The organism is Sulfitobacter sp. LC.270.F.C4, assembly GCF_032922545.1.
Taxonomy (GTDB): Bacteria; Pseudomonadota; Alphaproteobacteria; order Rhodobacterales; family Rhodobacteraceae; genus Sulfitobacter; species Sulfitobacter profundi.
The window spans coordinates 814,109-828,300 of the sequence record NZ_CP136692.1 but is presented as its reverse complement, the minus strand read 5'-3'; the positions used below and the strand labels follow the sequence as shown (position 1 = coordinate 828,300).

The 14,192-nt window shown below is 59.4% G+C and carries 23 protein-coding genes; 3 read left to right on the top strand and 20 right to left on the bottom strand.

Annotated features, from left to right (window positions below; translation table 11 throughout):
* The 19 genes from R1T45_RS07890 to rpmC all read right to left on the bottom strand — a co-directional run bounded on the left by R1T45_RS07890 (position 1) and on the right by rpmC (position 11,863).
* Entirely contained in the window at positions 1-1,374 is a 1,374-nt protein-coding gene (locus tag R1T45_RS07890) for a trypsin-like peptidase domain-containing protein (protein ID WP_317390558.1), read from the bottom strand.
* A 128-nt stretch (positions 1,375-1,502) separates the two neighbouring features.
* Positions 1,503-1,919, bottom strand: a complete 417-nt coding sequence (gene rplQ, locus R1T45_RS07885; protein WP_067622218.1) for a 50S ribosomal protein L17 — start codon at positions 1,917-1,919, stop codon at positions 1,503-1,505.
* A gap of 163 nt (positions 1,920-2,082) precedes the next feature.
* A complete protein-coding gene (locus R1T45_RS07880) occupies positions 2,083-3,099 on the bottom strand; it encodes a DNA-directed RNA polymerase subunit alpha (RefSeq protein WP_007118862.1) in 1,017 nt (338 codons plus the stop codon).
* A gap of 114 nt (positions 3,100-3,213) precedes the next feature.
* A complete protein-coding gene (gene rpsK, locus R1T45_RS07875; protein WP_067622222.1) occupies positions 3,214-3,603 on the bottom strand; it encodes a 30S ribosomal protein S11 in 390 nt (129 codons plus the stop codon).
* Positions 3,604-3,618: 15 nt separating this feature from the next.
* A complete protein-coding gene (gene rpsM, locus R1T45_RS07870) occupies positions 3,619-3,987 on the bottom strand; it encodes a 30S ribosomal protein S13 (protein ID WP_007118860.1) in 369 nt (122 codons plus the stop codon).
* A gap of 261 nt (positions 3,988-4,248) precedes the next feature.
* Positions 4,249-4,896, bottom strand: coding sequence for an adenylate kinase (locus R1T45_RS07865; protein ID WP_132444197.1), 648 nt, complete (start codon positions 4,894-4,896; stop codon positions 4,249-4,251).
* Positions 4,893-6,275 (bottom strand): preprotein translocase subunit SecY, encoded by a 1,383-nt coding sequence (gene secY / locus R1T45_RS07860; protein ID WP_120351861.1) that lies wholly within the window; start codon positions 6,273-6,275, stop codon positions 4,893-4,895. Before secY ends, R1T45_RS07865 begins: the two co-directional genes overlap by 4 nt.
* Before the next feature lie 119 nt (positions 6,276-6,394).
* Positions 6,395-6,877, bottom strand: coding sequence for a 50S ribosomal protein L15 (gene rplO / locus R1T45_RS07855; RefSeq protein WP_067622231.1), 483 nt, complete (start codon positions 6,875-6,877; stop codon positions 6,395-6,397).
* A 635-nt stretch (positions 6,878-7,512) separates the two neighbouring features.
* Positions 7,513-7,701, bottom strand: a complete 189-nt coding sequence (rpmD, locus tag R1T45_RS07850; protein WP_007118856.1) for a 50S ribosomal protein L30 — start codon at positions 7,699-7,701, stop codon at positions 7,513-7,515.
* 2 nt (positions 7,702-7,703) lie between these two features.
* Positions 7,704-8,285, bottom strand: coding sequence for a 30S ribosomal protein S5 (gene rpsE / locus R1T45_RS07845; RefSeq protein ID WP_067267992.1), 582 nt, complete (start codon positions 8,283-8,285; stop codon positions 7,704-7,706).
* Positions 8,286-8,453: 168 nt separating this feature from the next.
* The gene (rplR, locus tag R1T45_RS07840; RefSeq protein ID WP_067622237.1) at positions 8,454-8,813 is read right to left on the bottom strand and encodes a 50S ribosomal protein L18; all 360 of its coding nucleotides are present in this window, start codon (positions 8,811-8,813) and stop codon (positions 8,454-8,456) included.
* Positions 8,814-8,824: 11 nt separating this feature from the next.
* Positions 8,825-9,358: a 50S ribosomal protein L6 gene (gene rplF, locus R1T45_RS07835; RefSeq protein ID WP_067622240.1), complete on the bottom strand. Its 534-nt coding sequence runs from the start codon at positions 9,356-9,358 to the stop codon at positions 8,825-8,827.
* A gap of 10 nt (positions 9,359-9,368) precedes the next feature.
* On the bottom strand, positions 9,369-9,761 hold the full coding sequence (gene rpsH, locus R1T45_RS07830; RefSeq protein ID WP_067622243.1) for a 30S ribosomal protein S8: 393 nt from the start codon (positions 9,759-9,761) through the stop codon (positions 9,369-9,371).
* A 12-nt stretch (positions 9,762-9,773) separates the two neighbouring features.
* The gene (gene rpsN / locus R1T45_RS07825; protein WP_007118851.1) at positions 9,774-10,079 is read right to left on the bottom strand and encodes a 30S ribosomal protein S14; all 306 of its coding nucleotides are present in this window, start codon (positions 10,077-10,079) and stop codon (positions 9,774-9,776) included.
* Between the two features lie 18 nt (positions 10,080-10,097).
* On the bottom strand, positions 10,098-10,661 hold the full coding sequence (rplE, locus tag R1T45_RS07820) for a 50S ribosomal protein L5 (RefSeq protein WP_317390557.1): 564 nt from the start codon (positions 10,659-10,661) through the stop codon (positions 10,098-10,100).
* Positions 10,654-10,965, bottom strand: a complete 312-nt coding sequence (gene rplX, locus R1T45_RS07815; RefSeq protein WP_067267981.1) for a 50S ribosomal protein L24 — start codon at positions 10,963-10,965, stop codon at positions 10,654-10,656. Before rplX ends, rplE begins: the two co-directional genes overlap by 8 nt.
* 2 nt (positions 10,966-10,967) lie before the next feature.
* A complete protein-coding gene (rplN, locus tag R1T45_RS07810) occupies positions 10,968-11,336 on the bottom strand; it encodes a 50S ribosomal protein L14 (protein WP_005621870.1) in 369 nt (122 codons plus the stop codon).
* A 63-nt stretch (positions 11,337-11,399) separates the two neighbouring features.
* On the bottom strand, positions 11,400-11,645 hold the full coding sequence (gene rpsQ, locus R1T45_RS07805; protein ID WP_120351863.1) for a 30S ribosomal protein S17: 246 nt from the start codon (positions 11,643-11,645) through the stop codon (positions 11,400-11,402).
* Positions 11,646-11,659: 14 nt separating this feature from the next.
* Positions 11,660-11,863 (bottom strand): 50S ribosomal protein L29, encoded by a 204-nt coding sequence (rpmC, locus tag R1T45_RS07800; protein ID WP_007118846.1) that lies wholly within the window; start codon positions 11,861-11,863, stop codon positions 11,660-11,662.
* Between the two features lie 183 nt (positions 11,864-12,046).
* Here rpmC and R1T45_RS07795 point away from each other — a divergent pair, with 183 nt between their 5' ends.
* Together R1T45_RS07795 and R1T45_RS07790 are read left to right on the top strand one after the other, a co-directional pair.
* On the top strand, positions 12,047-12,667 hold the full coding sequence (locus R1T45_RS07795) for a TIGR02466 family protein (RefSeq protein ID WP_067622256.1): 621 nt from the start codon (positions 12,047-12,049) through the stop codon (positions 12,665-12,667).
* Between the two features lie 3 nt (positions 12,668-12,670).
* Entirely contained in the window at positions 12,671-13,255 is a 585-nt protein-coding gene (locus R1T45_RS07790) for a hemerythrin domain-containing protein (protein ID WP_317390556.1), read from the top strand.
* A gap of 15 nt (positions 13,256-13,270) precedes the next feature.
* Here R1T45_RS07790 and R1T45_RS07785 read toward each other — a convergent pair whose 3' ends face one another.
* A complete protein-coding gene (locus tag R1T45_RS07785) occupies positions 13,271-13,471 on the bottom strand; it encodes a hypothetical protein (RefSeq protein ID WP_067625860.1) in 201 nt (66 codons plus the stop codon).
* 143 nt (positions 13,472-13,614) lie between these two features.
* On the opposite strand from R1T45_RS07785, the gene R1T45_RS07780 reads away from it, so the two are divergent.
* On the top strand, positions 13,615-14,187 hold the full coding sequence (locus R1T45_RS07780) for an NYN domain-containing protein (RefSeq protein WP_317390555.1): 573 nt from the start codon (positions 13,615-13,617) through the stop codon (positions 14,185-14,187).
* Positions 14,188-14,192: the final 5 nt, after the last annotated feature.

Here is a 14,192-nt window from a genome sequence, read left to right as displayed (position 1 = left end):
CTACCCCCTGAACCGCAGAGCGACACGCCGGTCGCCGCGCTGAATAACCATCTGAATGCGCCGCACCTTGCCCGACAGCAGGGCGGCCAAACTGTGCGTCTCTGCCACCTCTACCCCATTCACCGAAAGGATCACATCACCATCCCGCAGCCCCACACGTGGGCCATAGCGGCCCGCATCCATGACCACGACGCCACTGCTTTCCAGCGGCAGGTTCAGTTCTGAAATCACCGCCGGATTGATACGCGCAGCACGCAATCCGGGCAAAAGGCTTCGGGTGCCCAACGTGACCTCGGCCCGGTCCGGTTCATCTGGGGCGGCGATCAACGCCACGGTCATCTCTTGGAGAACGCCATCGCGCCTGACGCCCACGCGCGTGGAATGTCCAAGACCGGCGACCGACATGCGGTAGATCATCTCTGACGGCGTATTGACCGGCTGGTCATCGACGCTGACGATGACATCCCCCACCTGCAGCCCCGCCGCGTTGAAGGGGCTGGCGCGATGCAGCCCCGAGACGATGATCCCGCCCGGTCGATCCAACCCCAGCGGGCCGGCCATATCTGCATCCACCGGCTGCCCGGCCAAACCCGCCCAAGGGCGGCTGAACGCCACCTCCCCTGCGCGGGCCTGCGCGACAAAGGCCGCGACCAGATCAGCGGGGATCGCAAAACCGATGCCGTTGCTGCCGCCCGAGCGCGTCAAGATCGAGGTATTCACCCCGATAAGCCGCCCCGCCATGTCAATCAGTGCCCCGCCCGAGTTGCCGGGGTTGATCGGCGCATCGGTTTGAATGAAATAGCCCTGCCCGCCATTATCCGCCGCCCCCGACCGCGCAAGGCCCGAGACGATCCCGCTCGACACCGTCTGCCCCACGCCGAAGGGATTGCCGATGGCCAAGGCAAGCTCACCCACCTCCACCGCGTCGCTGTCGCGCAACTCAAGAAACGGCAGGTCCGCCGCGCCTTCCAGCTTGAGAATCGCCAGATCGCTCTCCGCATCCCCCAAAAGCACATGGGCGCTGAACTCGCGCCGGTCATTCAGGACCACACGGATATCAGTCGCCGTGCCCACCACATGATAGTTCGACACCACGATGCCATCCGCCGACAGAATCACCCCGGAGCCGAGCGAATTCTGCACCCGGGGCCGCTCTGAGAAGGGATCCCGAAAGAACCGTTCGAAAAATGGATCGGCCTGAAGCGGCGTGCGCTGTGGCTTGGTCAGGATGCGGGCGTAGATGTTGACCACCGCGGGGGTGGCCTGTTTGACCAGTGGCACGAAACTCAACTGCATCTGCGCGGCGGAACTGGGCACCTGCTGCGCCGCTAGGGGGGCAGCAAGCAGCGTTAGGATCATCAGCAAATATCTCATGCCGTCAGATATGCGCAGCCGCCCCGGCTGGCGCAACTCCCATTTCGGAATGATCTTGAAATCTCTGCCGCGACAACGAAAAAGCCCCGCCAAATGGCAGGGCTTTCCATTCCGCAATCTGCGAAATCTTATTCTGCGGCGTCTTCTTCGGCCAGACGCGCTTTGTCTGCGGCGCCTTTGGCGTCGCGGTCGCGGTCGACGAATTCGATGATCGCCATCGGCGCCATGTCACCATAGCGGAAGCCAGCTTTCAGAACGCGGACGTAACCACCTTGGCGGTCTTTGTAGCGCGGGCCGAGGATGTCGAACAGTTTCGCGACATACTGGTCTTCTTTCAGCTTGGCGGCGGCCTGACGGCGGGCGTGCAGATCGCCACGTTTGGCCAGCGTGATCATCTTTTCGATGATCGGCTTGAGTTCCTTGGCTTTCGGCAAGGTTGTTTTGATTTGCTCATGCTCGATGAGCGAGCCTGCCATGTTCGAGAACAGCGCCTTGCGGTGTTCATGTGTACGGTTCAGGCGGCGGTATCCACGTGCGTGACGCATTGTCTTACTCCAATCGTGATGCCCTCTACGGGCGGTTTTGCTTTGTCTGGCCCGCGATGCGTGTCAGGGGCTCTCCTTGGGGCTTGCGCCCGGTCGTAACGGTGCCCGATTTCTTTTGAAGAAATCGGCCCGGAAACTTTAAAAGTTTCCGGGTCCGTGTCTCTTAGAACGAATCCTCGAACTTCTTGGCGAGGTCTTCGATGTTTTCTGGCGGCCAGTCTTCGACATCCATGCCAAGGTGCAGGCCCATGCCCGACAGCACTTCCTTGATCTCGTTCAAGGACTTGCGGCCAAAGTTCGGCGTGCGCAGCATTTCGGCTTCGGTCTTCTGGATCAGGTCACCGATATAGACGATGTTGTCGTTCTTCAGGCAGTTCGCCGAACGCACAGACAGTTCCAACTCGTCGACTTTCTTGAGCAGCAACGGGTTGAACTCAAGACCATCGTCGTCGTCCTGACGGGACGCCGATTCCGGCTCGTCAAAGTTGACGAAGATGCCCAGCTGGTCCTGCAGGATGCGCGCGGCAAAGGCCACGGCGTCATCCGGCGTGATGGACCCGTCTGTTTCCACTTTCATGGTCAGCTTGTCATAGTCCAGCACCTGGCCCTCACGGGTGGGCTGCACGTCATAGGAAACCTTCTTGACCGGCGAATAGATCGCGTCGATCGGGATCAGACCGATGGGCGCATCTTCGGGCTTGTTCTTGTCAGCCGAGACATAGCCCTTACCGGTGTTGACGGTCAGTTCCATGTAGACATCTGCACCATCGTCGAGGTGGCAGATCACATGCTCGCGGTTCAGAATCTCGATACCGGCGGATTCGGAGATGTCACCGGCAGTCACAACGCCCGGACCTTTGGCAGAGATCGACAGGCGCTTGGGCCCTTCGACTTCCATGCGCAGGCTGACGCCTTTGAGGTTCAGGATGATGTCGGTCACGTCTTCGCGCACACCGGCCACGGAGGAAAACTCGTGCAGCACGTTGTCGATCTGCACAGATGTGATCGCCGCGCCCTGCAGCGAGGACATCAGCACGCGGCGCAGCGCGTTGCCGAGGGTCAGGCCAAAGCCCCGCTCCAGCGGTTCGGCCATGACGGTCGCCTGACGTGCGGGGTCGTTGCCCGGCTTGACGTCAAGCTGTTGCGGCTTGATCAATTCAGCCCAATTCTTGTGGATCATGCGTCCCTCCATCCTTGTTTGTGCCTCATGTCCAAATGACACAAACGCTCGAGGTTTCTGAAAAGCGGTATGGGGCCGCACGCAAGGCGCGACCCCATGTAAAACAGTCCCGGCTTAAACGCGGCGGCGTTTGGGCGGGCGGCAGCCGTTGTGGGCCATCGGGGTCACATCACGGATCGAAGTGATGTTGAAACCGGCAGCCGCCAAAGCGCGGAGTGCGGATTCACGACCCGAACCGGGGCCCTGAACTTCGACTTCCAGCGTCTTGACTCCGTGATCCTGCGCCTTGCGGCCAGCATCTTCTGCGGCCATCTGAGCGGCATAGGGTGTCGATTTACGCGACCCTTTGAAGCCCATGGTGCCAGCGGAGGACCAGGAAATTGCGTTGCCTTGAACATCCGAGATCAGGATCTTGGTGTTGTTAAAGCTCGAGTTAACATGCGCCACGCCTGCGGCGATGTTCTTGGAGACCTTACGCTTGGTCTTTGTCTTATCGCGTGCCATTGATCAGACCCTCCCTTATTTCTTCTTGCCAGCAATGGCCTTAGCGGGGCCTTTGCGGGTGCGAGCATTGGTGTGGGTACGCTGACCACGGACGGGCAGGTTACGACGGTGGCGCAGGCCACGGTAGCAACCAAGGTCCATCAGACGCTTGATGTTCATCTGCGTATCACGACGCAGGTCGCCTTCGACGGTGTAGTTGGCGTCGATGTGCTCACGCACGGCCAGAACTTCGGCGTCGGACAGTTCGTTAACGCGACGGGTCGCGTCGATGCCAACGGCTTCGCAGATGGCTTTGGCGGAGGAAGTGCCAATACCGGTGATATAGGTGAGGGCGATTGGAACCCGCTTTGCAGTCGGGATGTTTACGCCGGCAATACGTGCCACGTTAGCTATTCCTTTTCGTTGCGGGTCCGTCGTTCCAGACCCTTTTTTCACAACACAAGCCCGAGGCGTTTGGGCCATCGGGCTGAGGCTGATCAGGTGATCTTACGGGGCTGGGCGGAACCCTTGCCGCAATTTGATTCTCTTGCGAGATAGGGGTGACTATGAGGTTTTGCGCAGGGCGTCAAGCCTTGCACAAAACTCCCGTAGGATCGGCGGCGCGGAGCGAAAGGCAGCGTCGCCCCTGCCCCCACCGCCGGGAAATCACTTGTCGAGAATCTGCGCGATGGCGCCGCGGACTTCTTCGATCTGACCCAGACCATTCACACCGCTGAGCATCTCTTTGGCGTAGTAATAGCCGATCAGCGGAGAGGTCTGTTTGTAGTAGGCCATCAGACGGGTTTTGAGGCTTTCCTCATTGTCGTCCGCGCGGCGCTTGAACTCGGTCCCGCCGCAGTTGCTGCATTTCCCATCTTCGGGGATCGGCTTGGTCAGGTCGTTGTAAACCTCGCCGCAGGACGCGCAGGTGGAGCGTGCGGTGATGCGAGCGACCAGCGCCTCATCGTCGACCTTCATCTCGATCACGGAGTCGAGGGTCTGGCCCTCTTGCTGCATCAAATCGGCCAGCGCGTCGGCCTGCGCCAGCGTGCGGGGGAAACCGTCAAAGATAAAGCCGCCATGTTCGGCCTTGTCGGTGAGCTTTTCGCGGATCAGACCGATGACGATCTCATCGGTGACCAGCGCGCCGCGGTCCATGACATCAGCCACGATCTTGCCCATCTCCGTACCGCTGTCCTTGGCCTCACGCAGCATGTCGCCGGTGGAGAGCTGAACCATGTTGCGGGTTTCGACCAGATAACGTGCTTGGGTGCCTTTGCCTGCGCCCGGAGGCCCGAGTAGGATAATATTCATCGACGTACGGGGCTCCGTTTCTTGCGTGTACCTTTGCCTTTGCCCGCGCCCTTGCCGCGCAGCTGAGACTTCTCAAGCAGACCTTCATACTGGTGCGCCAGCAGATGGCTCTGAACCTGTTGGATCGTATCCATGGTGACCGAGACGACGATCAGCACCGAGGTGCCACCGAAGTAGAAGGGAATGGCGAACTGGCCGCGCAAAATCTCGGGCAGAACACAGACCGCCGCCAGATAGGCCGAGCCGAGGACGAGGATGCGGTTGACCACATACTCCAGATACTCAGAGGTGCGCTTGCCGGGGCGGATGCCGGGGACAAAGCCGTTCTGGTTCTTCAGGTTGTCGGCCACGTCATCAGGTTTGAAGCTGACGTTGAAGGTATAGAAATAGGCAAAGAAGACGATCATCGCCACGAAGAACAGCAGGTAAAGCGGCTGACCGGGGCCGAAGTTCGCCAGAAGCCACGACATCACCGGGCTGGTGGAATTGCCCGAAAACGTGCTGACGGTGACCGGCAGCAGCAGCAAGGACGAGGCAAAGATCGCCGGGATCACGCCCGCCGGGTTCACTTTTACGGGCAGGTGGCTGGTGCCGCCGTCATACATCTTCATCCCGACCTGACGGCGGGGGTATTGGATGTGAATCTTCCGCAGCGCGCGCTCCATGAAGACCACGAACATGATCGTCGCAATCACCATGACCAGCACACCCACGATCACCGCAGGGCTGATCGCACCCGAGCGGCCCGAGGCGAAGAACTGCGCGATGGCGGCGGGAACCTCGGCGATGATGCCGACGAAGATGATAAGCGAGATGCCGTTGCCGATGCCGCGTGCGGTGATCTGCTCACCCAACCACATCAGGAACATGGTGCCGCCGACGAGGGTAATCATACAGGCGGCGATGAAGCTAAAGCCCATCTGCCCATCGGCCACGATGTCCCCGGCCTGGAGGCTGACCGCAAGACCGTAGGACTGCAGGGTCGCCAGCGCCACGGTGCCGTAGCGCGTGTACTGGTTGATCTTCTTGCGCCCCTGTTCGCCCTCTTTCTTCAACTGTTCCAGCGCCGGGACCATGGAGGTCAGCAACTGAACGATGATCGAGGCCGAAATATAGGGCATGATGCCCAGAGCGAAGATACCCATCCGGCCAAGTGCGCCGCCGGTGAACATCGACACCATGCCGCCGATGCCTTGGCCCGCGCTCTCCATAAAGTCGCGCAGTGCGCCGCCGTCGATGCCGGGCACCGGGATAAAGGTGCCAAGGCGGTAAACGATAAGCAGCCCGAGTGTGAACAGGATCCGATTGCGCAGGTCTGTTGCCTTGCCCAATGCGGCCCAGCTCGTGTTCGCGGCCATGTTTTCGACGGCAGATACCATGAGGGGTCTCTTCTTTTGTTGCGAAAACGCCGCCCGGGCCGTTTTCCGGCGGGCGGCGTTCGGGAAAACTTGAGGTTATGTAAGCGGCTGGCGCGCCGCTCACAAGCCTTAAGGCCGCTTTACTCGGATGCCTCGGCCGCCTTGGGGGCGGTCACGGTCACCTTGCCGCCTGCCTTCTCGACCGCCTCGATGGCGGACTTGGAGGCGCCAGCGACGTTCAGGTCGATCTTGGAGGTGATGTCACCTTTGGCCAGAACGCGGATACCGTCCAGCTCACGACGGACCAGACCGGAAGCGATCAGGGCGGCACCGTCGATGGTGTTGCCGGCGTCAAGCTTCTTGGCGTCGATGAATTTCTGGATCAGACCCAGGTTCACGACAGCGAAAGACTTGCGGTTCGGCTTGTTGAAGCCACGCTTGGGCAGACGCTGGTAGATCGGCATCTGGCCGCCTTCGTAGCCGTTGATGCTGACACCGGAACGGGATTTTTGACCCTTGATACCACGGCCACCCATCTTACCCTTGCCAGAGCCGGGACCACGGCCAACGCGCATACGCTTCTTGGTTGCGCCTTCGTTGTCGGAAAGTTCGTGCAGTTTCATGTCGCTTCTCCTTTTGCCGGAAATGGCCCCCAGCGACGGGAGTGGCCAAACGCGGCGTTGCGATTCCATTGCGACCCAACACGGGCCACCGGGGGCGTATAGGGGATGGCGGGAGGCGTGACAAGGGGGTGGGTAAACGCAGGTAGGACGTCATCCTCCCCCTACCTGCGCAATCCGTTTGCTTAATGGCAGTGGTATGGCTCTGACCCAGCATGGCAGCATTGACCGGGCGGTGAAGATTTCCGGCATCCGCCGCCATGCGAAGGAACTTCGGAGGTATAGGGTGTGGCGCTTTGCGTGTGAGCTGACGCGAAGGATGGCATGCCGAACGTCGCAATAATGAGTACAAAAACTGAAAAGGCTTTCATCGTTTATCCAATACGTTAACGCCCCCGCAAAAATCTACGAGGCCACTCAACGGTAAATGTTAACTAAATATTAACAAGTGTACAAAATCCCGTTGTTACGGCAGCAGTGATAGCCTCATGGTTCCGTAAGACGCGATGAAGGCGTCCACCATCACTCCGACACATCGGTCCGGAACAGTACGTGAAGCCGCAAATAGCAAAACGCCCCGCAGTTCCCTGCGAGGCGCTTTCGTAGAGTGGTCCCCCACCCTACCGCTGAACCAAAGTTCAGCCTTTCTCTTCGACGATCTCGACCATATGCGAGACCTTGTTGATCATGCCGCGGACGGAAGGTGTATCTTCCAGCTCACGGGTACGACCCATTTTGTTCAGACCCAGGCCAACCAAAGTTGCCTTTTGCTTGGCGGGGCGGCGGATCGGCGAGCCGACCTGCTTGATTACGAGTGTCTTGGCCATGCTTATGCCTCCTCAGCCACTTGTGCGGAGGACTCTACGTTGTCTTCACGCTTGGGCAGAATGTCAGCCACTTTCTTGCCGCGACGCTGCGCGACGGAACGGGGCGATTGCTCTTTTTTCAGACCGTCCAGAGTGGCGCGGATCATGTTGTAGGGGTTCTGCGAACCGACCGATTTGGACACAACGTCTTTCACGCCCAGCATCTCGAACACGGCACGCATCGGACCACCGGCGATGATACCGGTACCTTCAGGTGCTGTACGCATGATAACGCGGCCTGCGCCGTGGCGACCATGCATGTCGTGGTGCAGGGTGCGGCCTTCGCGCAGTTGAACGCGGATCATCTGACGCTTGGCTTGCTCAGTCGCCTTGCGGATGGCCTCGGGTACTTCTTTCGCTTTACCCTTACCAAAGCCCACGCGGCCTTTCTGATCGCCCACGACCACGAGTGCGGCGAAGCCGAAACGCTTACCACCCTTAACGGTCTTGGACACGCGGTTGATCGCGACCAGACGGTCAGCGAATTCCGGGGTTTCGTCGCGTTGGTTGCGGCGGTTGCCCCCACGGTTGTCATCTCTTGCCATCTGGCATCTTCCTTTTTCTGTGGCCCTGAGGCCCTTAGGATCAATCCTGGTGAGCCCTTGGCCCCCGGATCATCGAGAGGGCCAACCCGGCCCTCTTCGCAGGAAAGCTATGCGCGGGGCACAGCCTCCATATGAAAGCAGGTGCGTGGTTGCCCACGCACCGCACAATCAGATCTTCAAACCGCCTTCACGCGCGGCGTCGGCCAGAGCCTTCACCTTGCCGTGGAAGAGGAAGCCGCCACGGTCGAAGTATGCTTCTTCGACGCCAGCTTTCTTGGCACGTTCGGCAATCGCGGCACCGACCTTGGTCGCTGCTTCGATGTTGTTCTTGCCGAAAACGCCCAGATCCTTTTCCATCGAGGAAGCGGAAGCCAGTGTCACGCCGTTCACATCGTCGATCAGCTGAGCCGAGATGTTTTTGGACGAACGGTGTACCGACAGGCGAAGACGCCCGGCGTTCACTTTGCGGAGTTTGTTCCGAACGCGCATGCGGCGTTTCAGGAACAGCTGTCTTTTGGTGTTTGCCATCTTTCCGTTCCTTACTTCTTCTTGCCTTCTTTGCGGAACACGAACTCACCCTTATAGCGGATGCCTTTGCCCTTATAGGGCTCGGGCTTGCGCCATGCGCGGATGTTCGCGGCGACCTGACCAACAAGCTGTTCGTCAATGCCTTCCACAACGATTTCGGTCTGCTTCGGTGCCGTTACGGTGACGCCTTCGGGCGCAACGTAGTCAACATCGTGGCTGAGGCCGAGGTTCAGTTTCAGCGTGTTGCCATTGACGGCCGCACGATAACCAACACCCTGGATTTCCAGCTCCTTCTTGAAGCCCTCGGTGACGCCGGTCACGAGGTTTTCAATCATGGTGCGGGACATGCCCCACTGCTGACGTGCGCGCTTGGACTTGCCACGCGGTGTCACAGAGATTGCATCGTCTTCGACCGTCAGGGTCACGTCGTCAGTTGCGCGGAAGCTGCGGGTGCCCTTGGGGCCCTTCACTTCGATCGTCTGACCGCTCACCGATGCCGAGACGCCCGAAGGCATGGCGACTGGTTTCTTACCAATACGAGACATTGTCTTCTCCTTAGAATACGGTGCAGAGCACTTCGCCGCCAACATTGGCAGAGCGTGCAGATGCGTCCGACATCACACCTTTGGAGGTGGAGACAATCGACACGCCGAGGCCCTGACGGACAACGGGGATGTCATTGACGGCCATGTAGACGCGACGACCGGGTTTGGAAACCCGCTTCAGTTCACGAATAACAGGTTCGCCTTCGTAGTACTTGAGGCTGATCTCGATGGCGGGGTGGCCATCGGCGCCCGTGACTTTTTCGTAGCCGCGGATGTAGCCTTCGTCGGCCAGCACGTCCAAGACCCATGCACGCAGCTTGGAAGCCGGTGTGGAGACGGTGGATTTGCCGCGCAGCGAAGAGTTACGGATGCGTGTCAGCATATCTGCGATAGGATCGTTCATCTGATGCGCTCCTTACCAGCTCGACTTGACCATGCCGGGGATTTGGCCCGAAGAGCCGAGGTCCCGCAGCGCGATCCGCGAAATTTTCAGTTTACGATAGTAGGCGTGCGGGCGGCCCGTCAGCTGGCAACGGTTGTGCAGACGCACAGCAGAGCTGTTGCGCGGCAGTTTCGCCAGTTTCAGGGAAGCGCGGAAACGCTCTTCCATCGGTTTGCTTTCGTCGCTCACGATCTCTTTCAGAGCCGCGCGCTTCTCAGCGTACTTCTTCACCAGTGCTTCGCGCTTCTTCTCGCGCTCAATCATGGATTTCTTAGCCATTTCTAATCCTTCCCGCGCTTATGAATTGAAGGGCATGTTGAAAGCTTTCAACAGCGCCTTGGCTTCAGCGTCGGTTTTCGCCGTGGTGGCGATCACGATGTCCATACCCCAAGTCTCGTCAACTTTGTCGAAGTCGATTTCGGGGAACACGATATGCTCTTTCATGCCCATGGCGTAGTTGCCACGGCCGTCAAAGCTCTTGCCCGAGATGCCGCGGAAGTCACGGATACGGGGCATTGCGATCGTGATCAGACGATCAAGGAATTCGTACATGCGGTCGCCACGCAGGGTAACTTTCGCACCCAAAGGCATGTCTTCACGCACGCGGAAACCAGCGATGGATTTCTTGGCCACGGTTGTCAGAGCCTTCTGGCCTGCAATCGCGGTCAGGTCTTCCTGAGCCGACTTGGCTTTTTTGCTGTCGCGCACGGCTTCGGCACCGCAGCCGATGTTCAGAACGATCTTGTCCAGCTTGGGGATCATCATGTCGTTCTTGTAGCCGAATTCCTCTTTCAGGGCGGCGCGGATCTTCCCGCGGTATTCGGCCTGAAGGCGGGGTGTGTAGGTTGCGGTATCAAGCATCGATCACGTCCCCCGTGGTCTTGGCAAAGCGCACTTTTTTGTCGCCTTCGATTTTGAAACCTACGCGCGTGGCTTTGCCATTGGCATCCACCAGTGCGAGGTTGCTCAGGTCGATCGGCATCGCCTTGGGGATGCGGCCGCCCTGAGATGTCTGTGTCTGGCGCGTTGCGCGGATGGCGATTTTCACGCCGTCAACGATGGCCTTGTTCGACTTGGGGTCAACGGACGAGATGGTGCCCGTCTTGCCCTTGTCCTTGCCGGACAGGACGATGACCTTGTCACCTTTGCGAAGTTTAGCAGCCATGATTACAGCACCTCCGGAGCGAGCGAGATGATTTTCATGAAGTTCTTCGCACGCAGCTCACGAACAACCGGCCCGAAGATACGGGTGCCGACAGGCTCGTTGTTGTTATTCAGGATAACAGCAGCGTTGCGGTCGAAGCGGATGGCGGTGCCATCTTCACGACGAACTTCTTTGGCAGTGCGAACGACAACGGCCTTACGGACGTCGCCTTTTTTCACACGACCGCGCGGGATGGCTTCCTTGACCGACACGACAATGATGTCGCCGACGGATGCGTATTTACGCTTGGAACCACCCAAGACCTTGATGCACTGAACACGGCGCGCGCCGCTGTTGTCAGCAACATCCAGGTTGGTCTGCATCTGGATCATTTGGTTTCTCCCGACCTTCTGGGGGGCGATGCGGCCCTCATCCCAGGGTTTCGTTTAAGGGGCTCAGGCTTCGGTCTTGTCCGAAGTCAGAACTTCCCAACGTTTGGTTTTCGACTTTGGTGCACACTCGATGATGCGAACGCTGTCGCCCACCTTGAACGTGTTGTTCTCATCGTGAGCCCGGTACTTCTTGGACTTACGGATGGTCTTTTTCAGAACCGGATGCGTAAAGCGGCGCTCTACGGAAACGGAAACTGTTTGTGCGTTGGCGTCCGATGTCACGGTGCCTGTAAGGATACGCTTGGGCATGTTTCAGGCTCCTATTATTCGGCTGCCGCAGCAGCGGCTTTCTGGTTCAGCACGGTGTGGACACGGGCCACGTCACGCTTAACAGTCTTCAGACGTGCGGGGTTTTCCAACTGGCCGGTGGCCTGCTGGAAACGCAAGTTGAAGGATTCTTTTTTCAGGTTCACAAGTTCGTCGCGGAGCTGGTCCGGCGTCTTGTCGTGCAGTTCGCTGGCTTTCACGGCCTCTTCCTTTCAACATCACCAGTAGGCCCCTGTCAGGGTGACCATGATTCTGGTGGAGTTCATGATGAAAGGTGCCAATACGCGCTGAGGTCGCACATGGCAACCCCCGATGGCCCGGCGCCTGTGAATTAGGCGGGAAAGACGCTGGCGATAGGAACATGTTCCGCATAAGAAGGGCCTATGTCAAACATCAAATCGCTTTTCGCCACCCGCCTCTATCACGCCGCCCTGTCGGACCATGGCAAACCCATCGACACCGATGAGCTCGCCGCCTCTTGTTTCTCGATCGCCGAGGATGATGAGGCCGGGCAGGACTGGTGCGAAGAGAACGGCTATGCGGGCTACACCTCTTATGCGTCGCTGGACGACCTGCCCTACCGCTTCCCGATCTTCAAAGATCTGGTCGCCGTGCTGGACAAACATGTGGCCGCCTTTGCCAAGGATCTCGACTTCGATCTGGGCGAGCGCAAGCTGGTGCTCGACTCCCTGTGGCTGAACATCCTGCCCGAAGGCGGCATCCACACCTCGCATATCCACCCCCACTCCGTGATCTCTGGCACGACCTATGTGACCATGCCCGAAGGCGCCAGCGCGATCCGTTTCGAGGATCCGCGCCTGCCCATGATGATGGCGGCGCCCGGCCGGGTGAAAGACGCCCGCGAAGAGCTGCGCCCCTTCATCTATGTCGCACCCGACGCGGGCGACGTGCTGCTCTGGGAAAGCTGGCTGCGCCATGAGGTGCCGATGAACATGATCGAAGAAGACCGCGTTTCGGTCTCATTCAACTACAACTGGGCCTGACCGATGGCCGAGGACGTGGGCGCCCTCCCCCTGTCGGATCTGACAATCGACGCCGAGACCCGCCCGCCCCTGCCCGACATGGGCGACGTCACCGAGGCACAGCGACAAGCTGGGCGGCACCTTGCGGCGATCCACCGTCACTACCTCAGCGATCTATCACAAATCGCTCAGGTGATGACCCGCATTGAGGCCGGAGACGCGCCCCCGGCTGAGCTTGCACATATCGTCCTGCATAGCCAGATGGCCCAGAATTTCGCCGCCGCCGGGACGCTCTGCGGTCAGCAATGCTGGGCGTTGACGATGCACCACAATATCGAAGAACAAAGCATTTTCCCGCAGCTGCACGCCCGCGGCTCTGAACCCGTACGTGCAATCGTGGACCGGCTGCGGGCCGAACATGAGGTCGTTCACGCGCTTCTCGAACGGCTGGGCGCGGCGGCGGGCGGATTGTCCGAGGCACCAAGCTCAGAACAATTCGCCGAAACCCGCGCGATATTCGACCAACTGGTCGCAGTGGTGCGCTCGCATTTCAAATTCGAAGAAACCGCCTTGGCCGAGGCATTGGGCGTCTATCAGGTCGACATCTGAAGCACCGCCCGGCGGCTATTTCAGCTTCTTCGCCGCCTCTTCTTGCGCCTTGACCGCTGCCTTCTCTTCCTTGGTCAGCTTGTTGCCCCACTGATTGTTGCTGAGCCCGAGATCACTGGGCATCGGCTTGGTCTTGCCCTTCTTCACCTCTCCGCCCTTGTCGAGAAACGCTTTGATGAGGTCTTCGTCGGTGTTCGGCTTTGGGACGTGCTTCATCGGGCTGGGCCTTTCCTGTGGCATGGGGTTAAGCAAAGGCTACCTAGATTAAAGCGCATTGGCCAGCGTTGCAGGTGCTGCTTGCCCCGCCTGCCCGATTGGTGAACATTCAACCTCTAGCTTTATTTGAGTATCCCCTGCCGATGTTTGTCCCGTTCCTTTTGCTCTTTATATCCCTCGCTTTTACAACCGCAGCCGCATCCACGCCGGGCTATGGGGACTTCAGCCTGCTCGGCGCGCTTTGCGTTATCGCCAGTGCGATCCTTCTGCTGCGGTCTTTCCGCGGCGCGCGGCAGCAGCGGACAAAATGGATCATCGTCGACGGCTCCAACGTCATGCATTGGAAGACCGGCGCGCCGAACATGAATGCGGTCCGGGACGTTGTGGATGAGTTGCGCACGAGGGGCTATTCCCCCGGCGTCGTGTTTGACGCCAACGCGGGCTATCTGCTCGCGGGTCGCTATCAACATGACAAGGCACTGAGCAGACAACTTGACCTGCCGGTGGACCGGGTGATGGTCGTCCCAAAGGGCACGCCCGCGGACCCCTATATACTCCAATCCGCCCGAGACTACGGCGGGCAGATCGTCAGCCGCGATCAGTTCCGCGATTGGGCGGAGGCCCATCCCGAAATCGCTGAGCCGGGGCACCTGATCAAAGGCGGCTACCGGGATGGGAAACTCTGGCTCGACCTTGAGACCGACGCGCTGGTCTGACAAAG

What these genes read in the sequence shown, in the direction of transcription:
- rpmD (WP_007118856.1), bottom strand. Translation starts at nt 7,701, where the DNA reads ATGGCCAAGACACTCGTAATCAAGCAGGTCGGCTCGCCGATCCGCCGC.
- R1T45_RS07865 (WP_132444197.1), bottom strand. Translation starts at nt 4,896, where the DNA reads ATGAATATTATCCTACTCGGGCCTCCGGGCGCAGGCAAAGGCACCCAA.
- rpsN (WP_007118851.1), bottom strand. Translation starts at nt 10,079, where the DNA reads ATGGCTAAGAAATCCATGATTGAGCGCGAGAAGAAGCGCGAAGCACTG.
- R1T45_RS07790 (WP_317390556.1), top strand. Translation starts at nt 12,671, where the DNA reads ATGGCCGAGGACGTGGGCGCCCTCCCCCTGTCGGATCTGACAATCGAC.
- rplE (WP_317390557.1), bottom strand. Translation starts at nt 10,661, where the DNA reads ATGCTTGATACCGCAACCTACACACCCCGCCTTCAGGCCGAATACCGC.
- rpsQ (WP_120351863.1), bottom strand. Translation starts at nt 11,645, where the DNA reads ATGCCCAAGCGTATCCTTACAGGCACCGTGACATCGGACGCCAACGCA.
- rplO (WP_067622231.1), bottom strand. Translation starts at nt 6,877, where the DNA reads ATGAAACTGCACGAACTTTCCGACAACGAAGGCGCAACCAAGAAGCGT.
- rplN (WP_005621870.1), bottom strand. Translation starts at nt 11,336, where the DNA reads ATGATCCAGATGCAGACCAACCTGGATGTTGCTGACAACAGCGGCGCG.
- R1T45_RS07795 (WP_067622256.1), top strand. Translation starts at nt 12,047, where the DNA reads ATGTCAAACATCAAATCGCTTTTCGCCACCCGCCTCTATCACGCCGCC.
- rplQ (WP_067622218.1), bottom strand. Translation starts at nt 1,919, where the DNA reads ATGCGTCACGCACGTGGATACCGCCGCCTGAACCGTACACATGAACAC.
- R1T45_RS07880 (WP_007118862.1), bottom strand. Translation starts at nt 3,099, where the DNA reads ATGATCCACAAGAATTGGGCTGAATTGATCAAGCCGCAACAGCTTGAC.
- rpsE (WP_067267992.1), bottom strand. Translation starts at nt 8,285, where the DNA reads ATGGCAAGAGATGACAACCGTGGGGGCAACCGCCGCAACCAACGCGAC.
- rplX (WP_067267981.1), bottom strand. Translation starts at nt 10,965, where the DNA reads ATGGCTGCTAAACTTCGCAAAGGTGACAAGGTCATCGTCCTGTCCGGC.
- rplR (WP_067622237.1), bottom strand. Translation starts at nt 8,813, where the DNA reads ATGGCAAACACCAAAAGACAGCTGTTCCTGAAACGCCGCATGCGCGTT.
- R1T45_RS07785 (WP_067625860.1), bottom strand. Translation starts at nt 13,471, where the DNA reads ATGAAGCACGTCCCAAAGCCGAACACCGACGAAGACCTCATCAAAGCG.
- secY (WP_120351861.1), bottom strand. Translation starts at nt 6,275, where the DNA reads ATGGTATCTGCCGTCGAAAACATGGCCGCGAACACGAGCTGGGCCGCA.
- rpsK (WP_067622222.1), bottom strand. Translation starts at nt 3,603, where the DNA reads ATGGCACGCGATAAGACAAAGACCAAGCGTAAGGTCTCCAAGAACATC.
- rpsH (WP_067622243.1), bottom strand. Translation starts at nt 9,761, where the DNA reads ATGAACGATCCTATCGCAGATATGCTGACACGCATCCGTAACTCTTCG.
- rplF (WP_067622240.1), bottom strand. Translation starts at nt 9,358, where the DNA reads ATGTCTCGTATTGGTAAGAAACCAGTCGCCATGCCTTCGGGCGTCTCG.
- R1T45_RS07780 (WP_317390555.1), top strand. Translation starts at nt 13,615, where the DNA reads ATGTTTGTCCCGTTCCTTTTGCTCTTTATATCCCTCGCTTTTACAACC.
- R1T45_RS07890 (WP_317390558.1), bottom strand. Translation starts at nt 1,374, where the DNA reads ATGAGATATTTGCTGATGATCCTAACGCTGCTTGCTGCCCCCCTAGCG.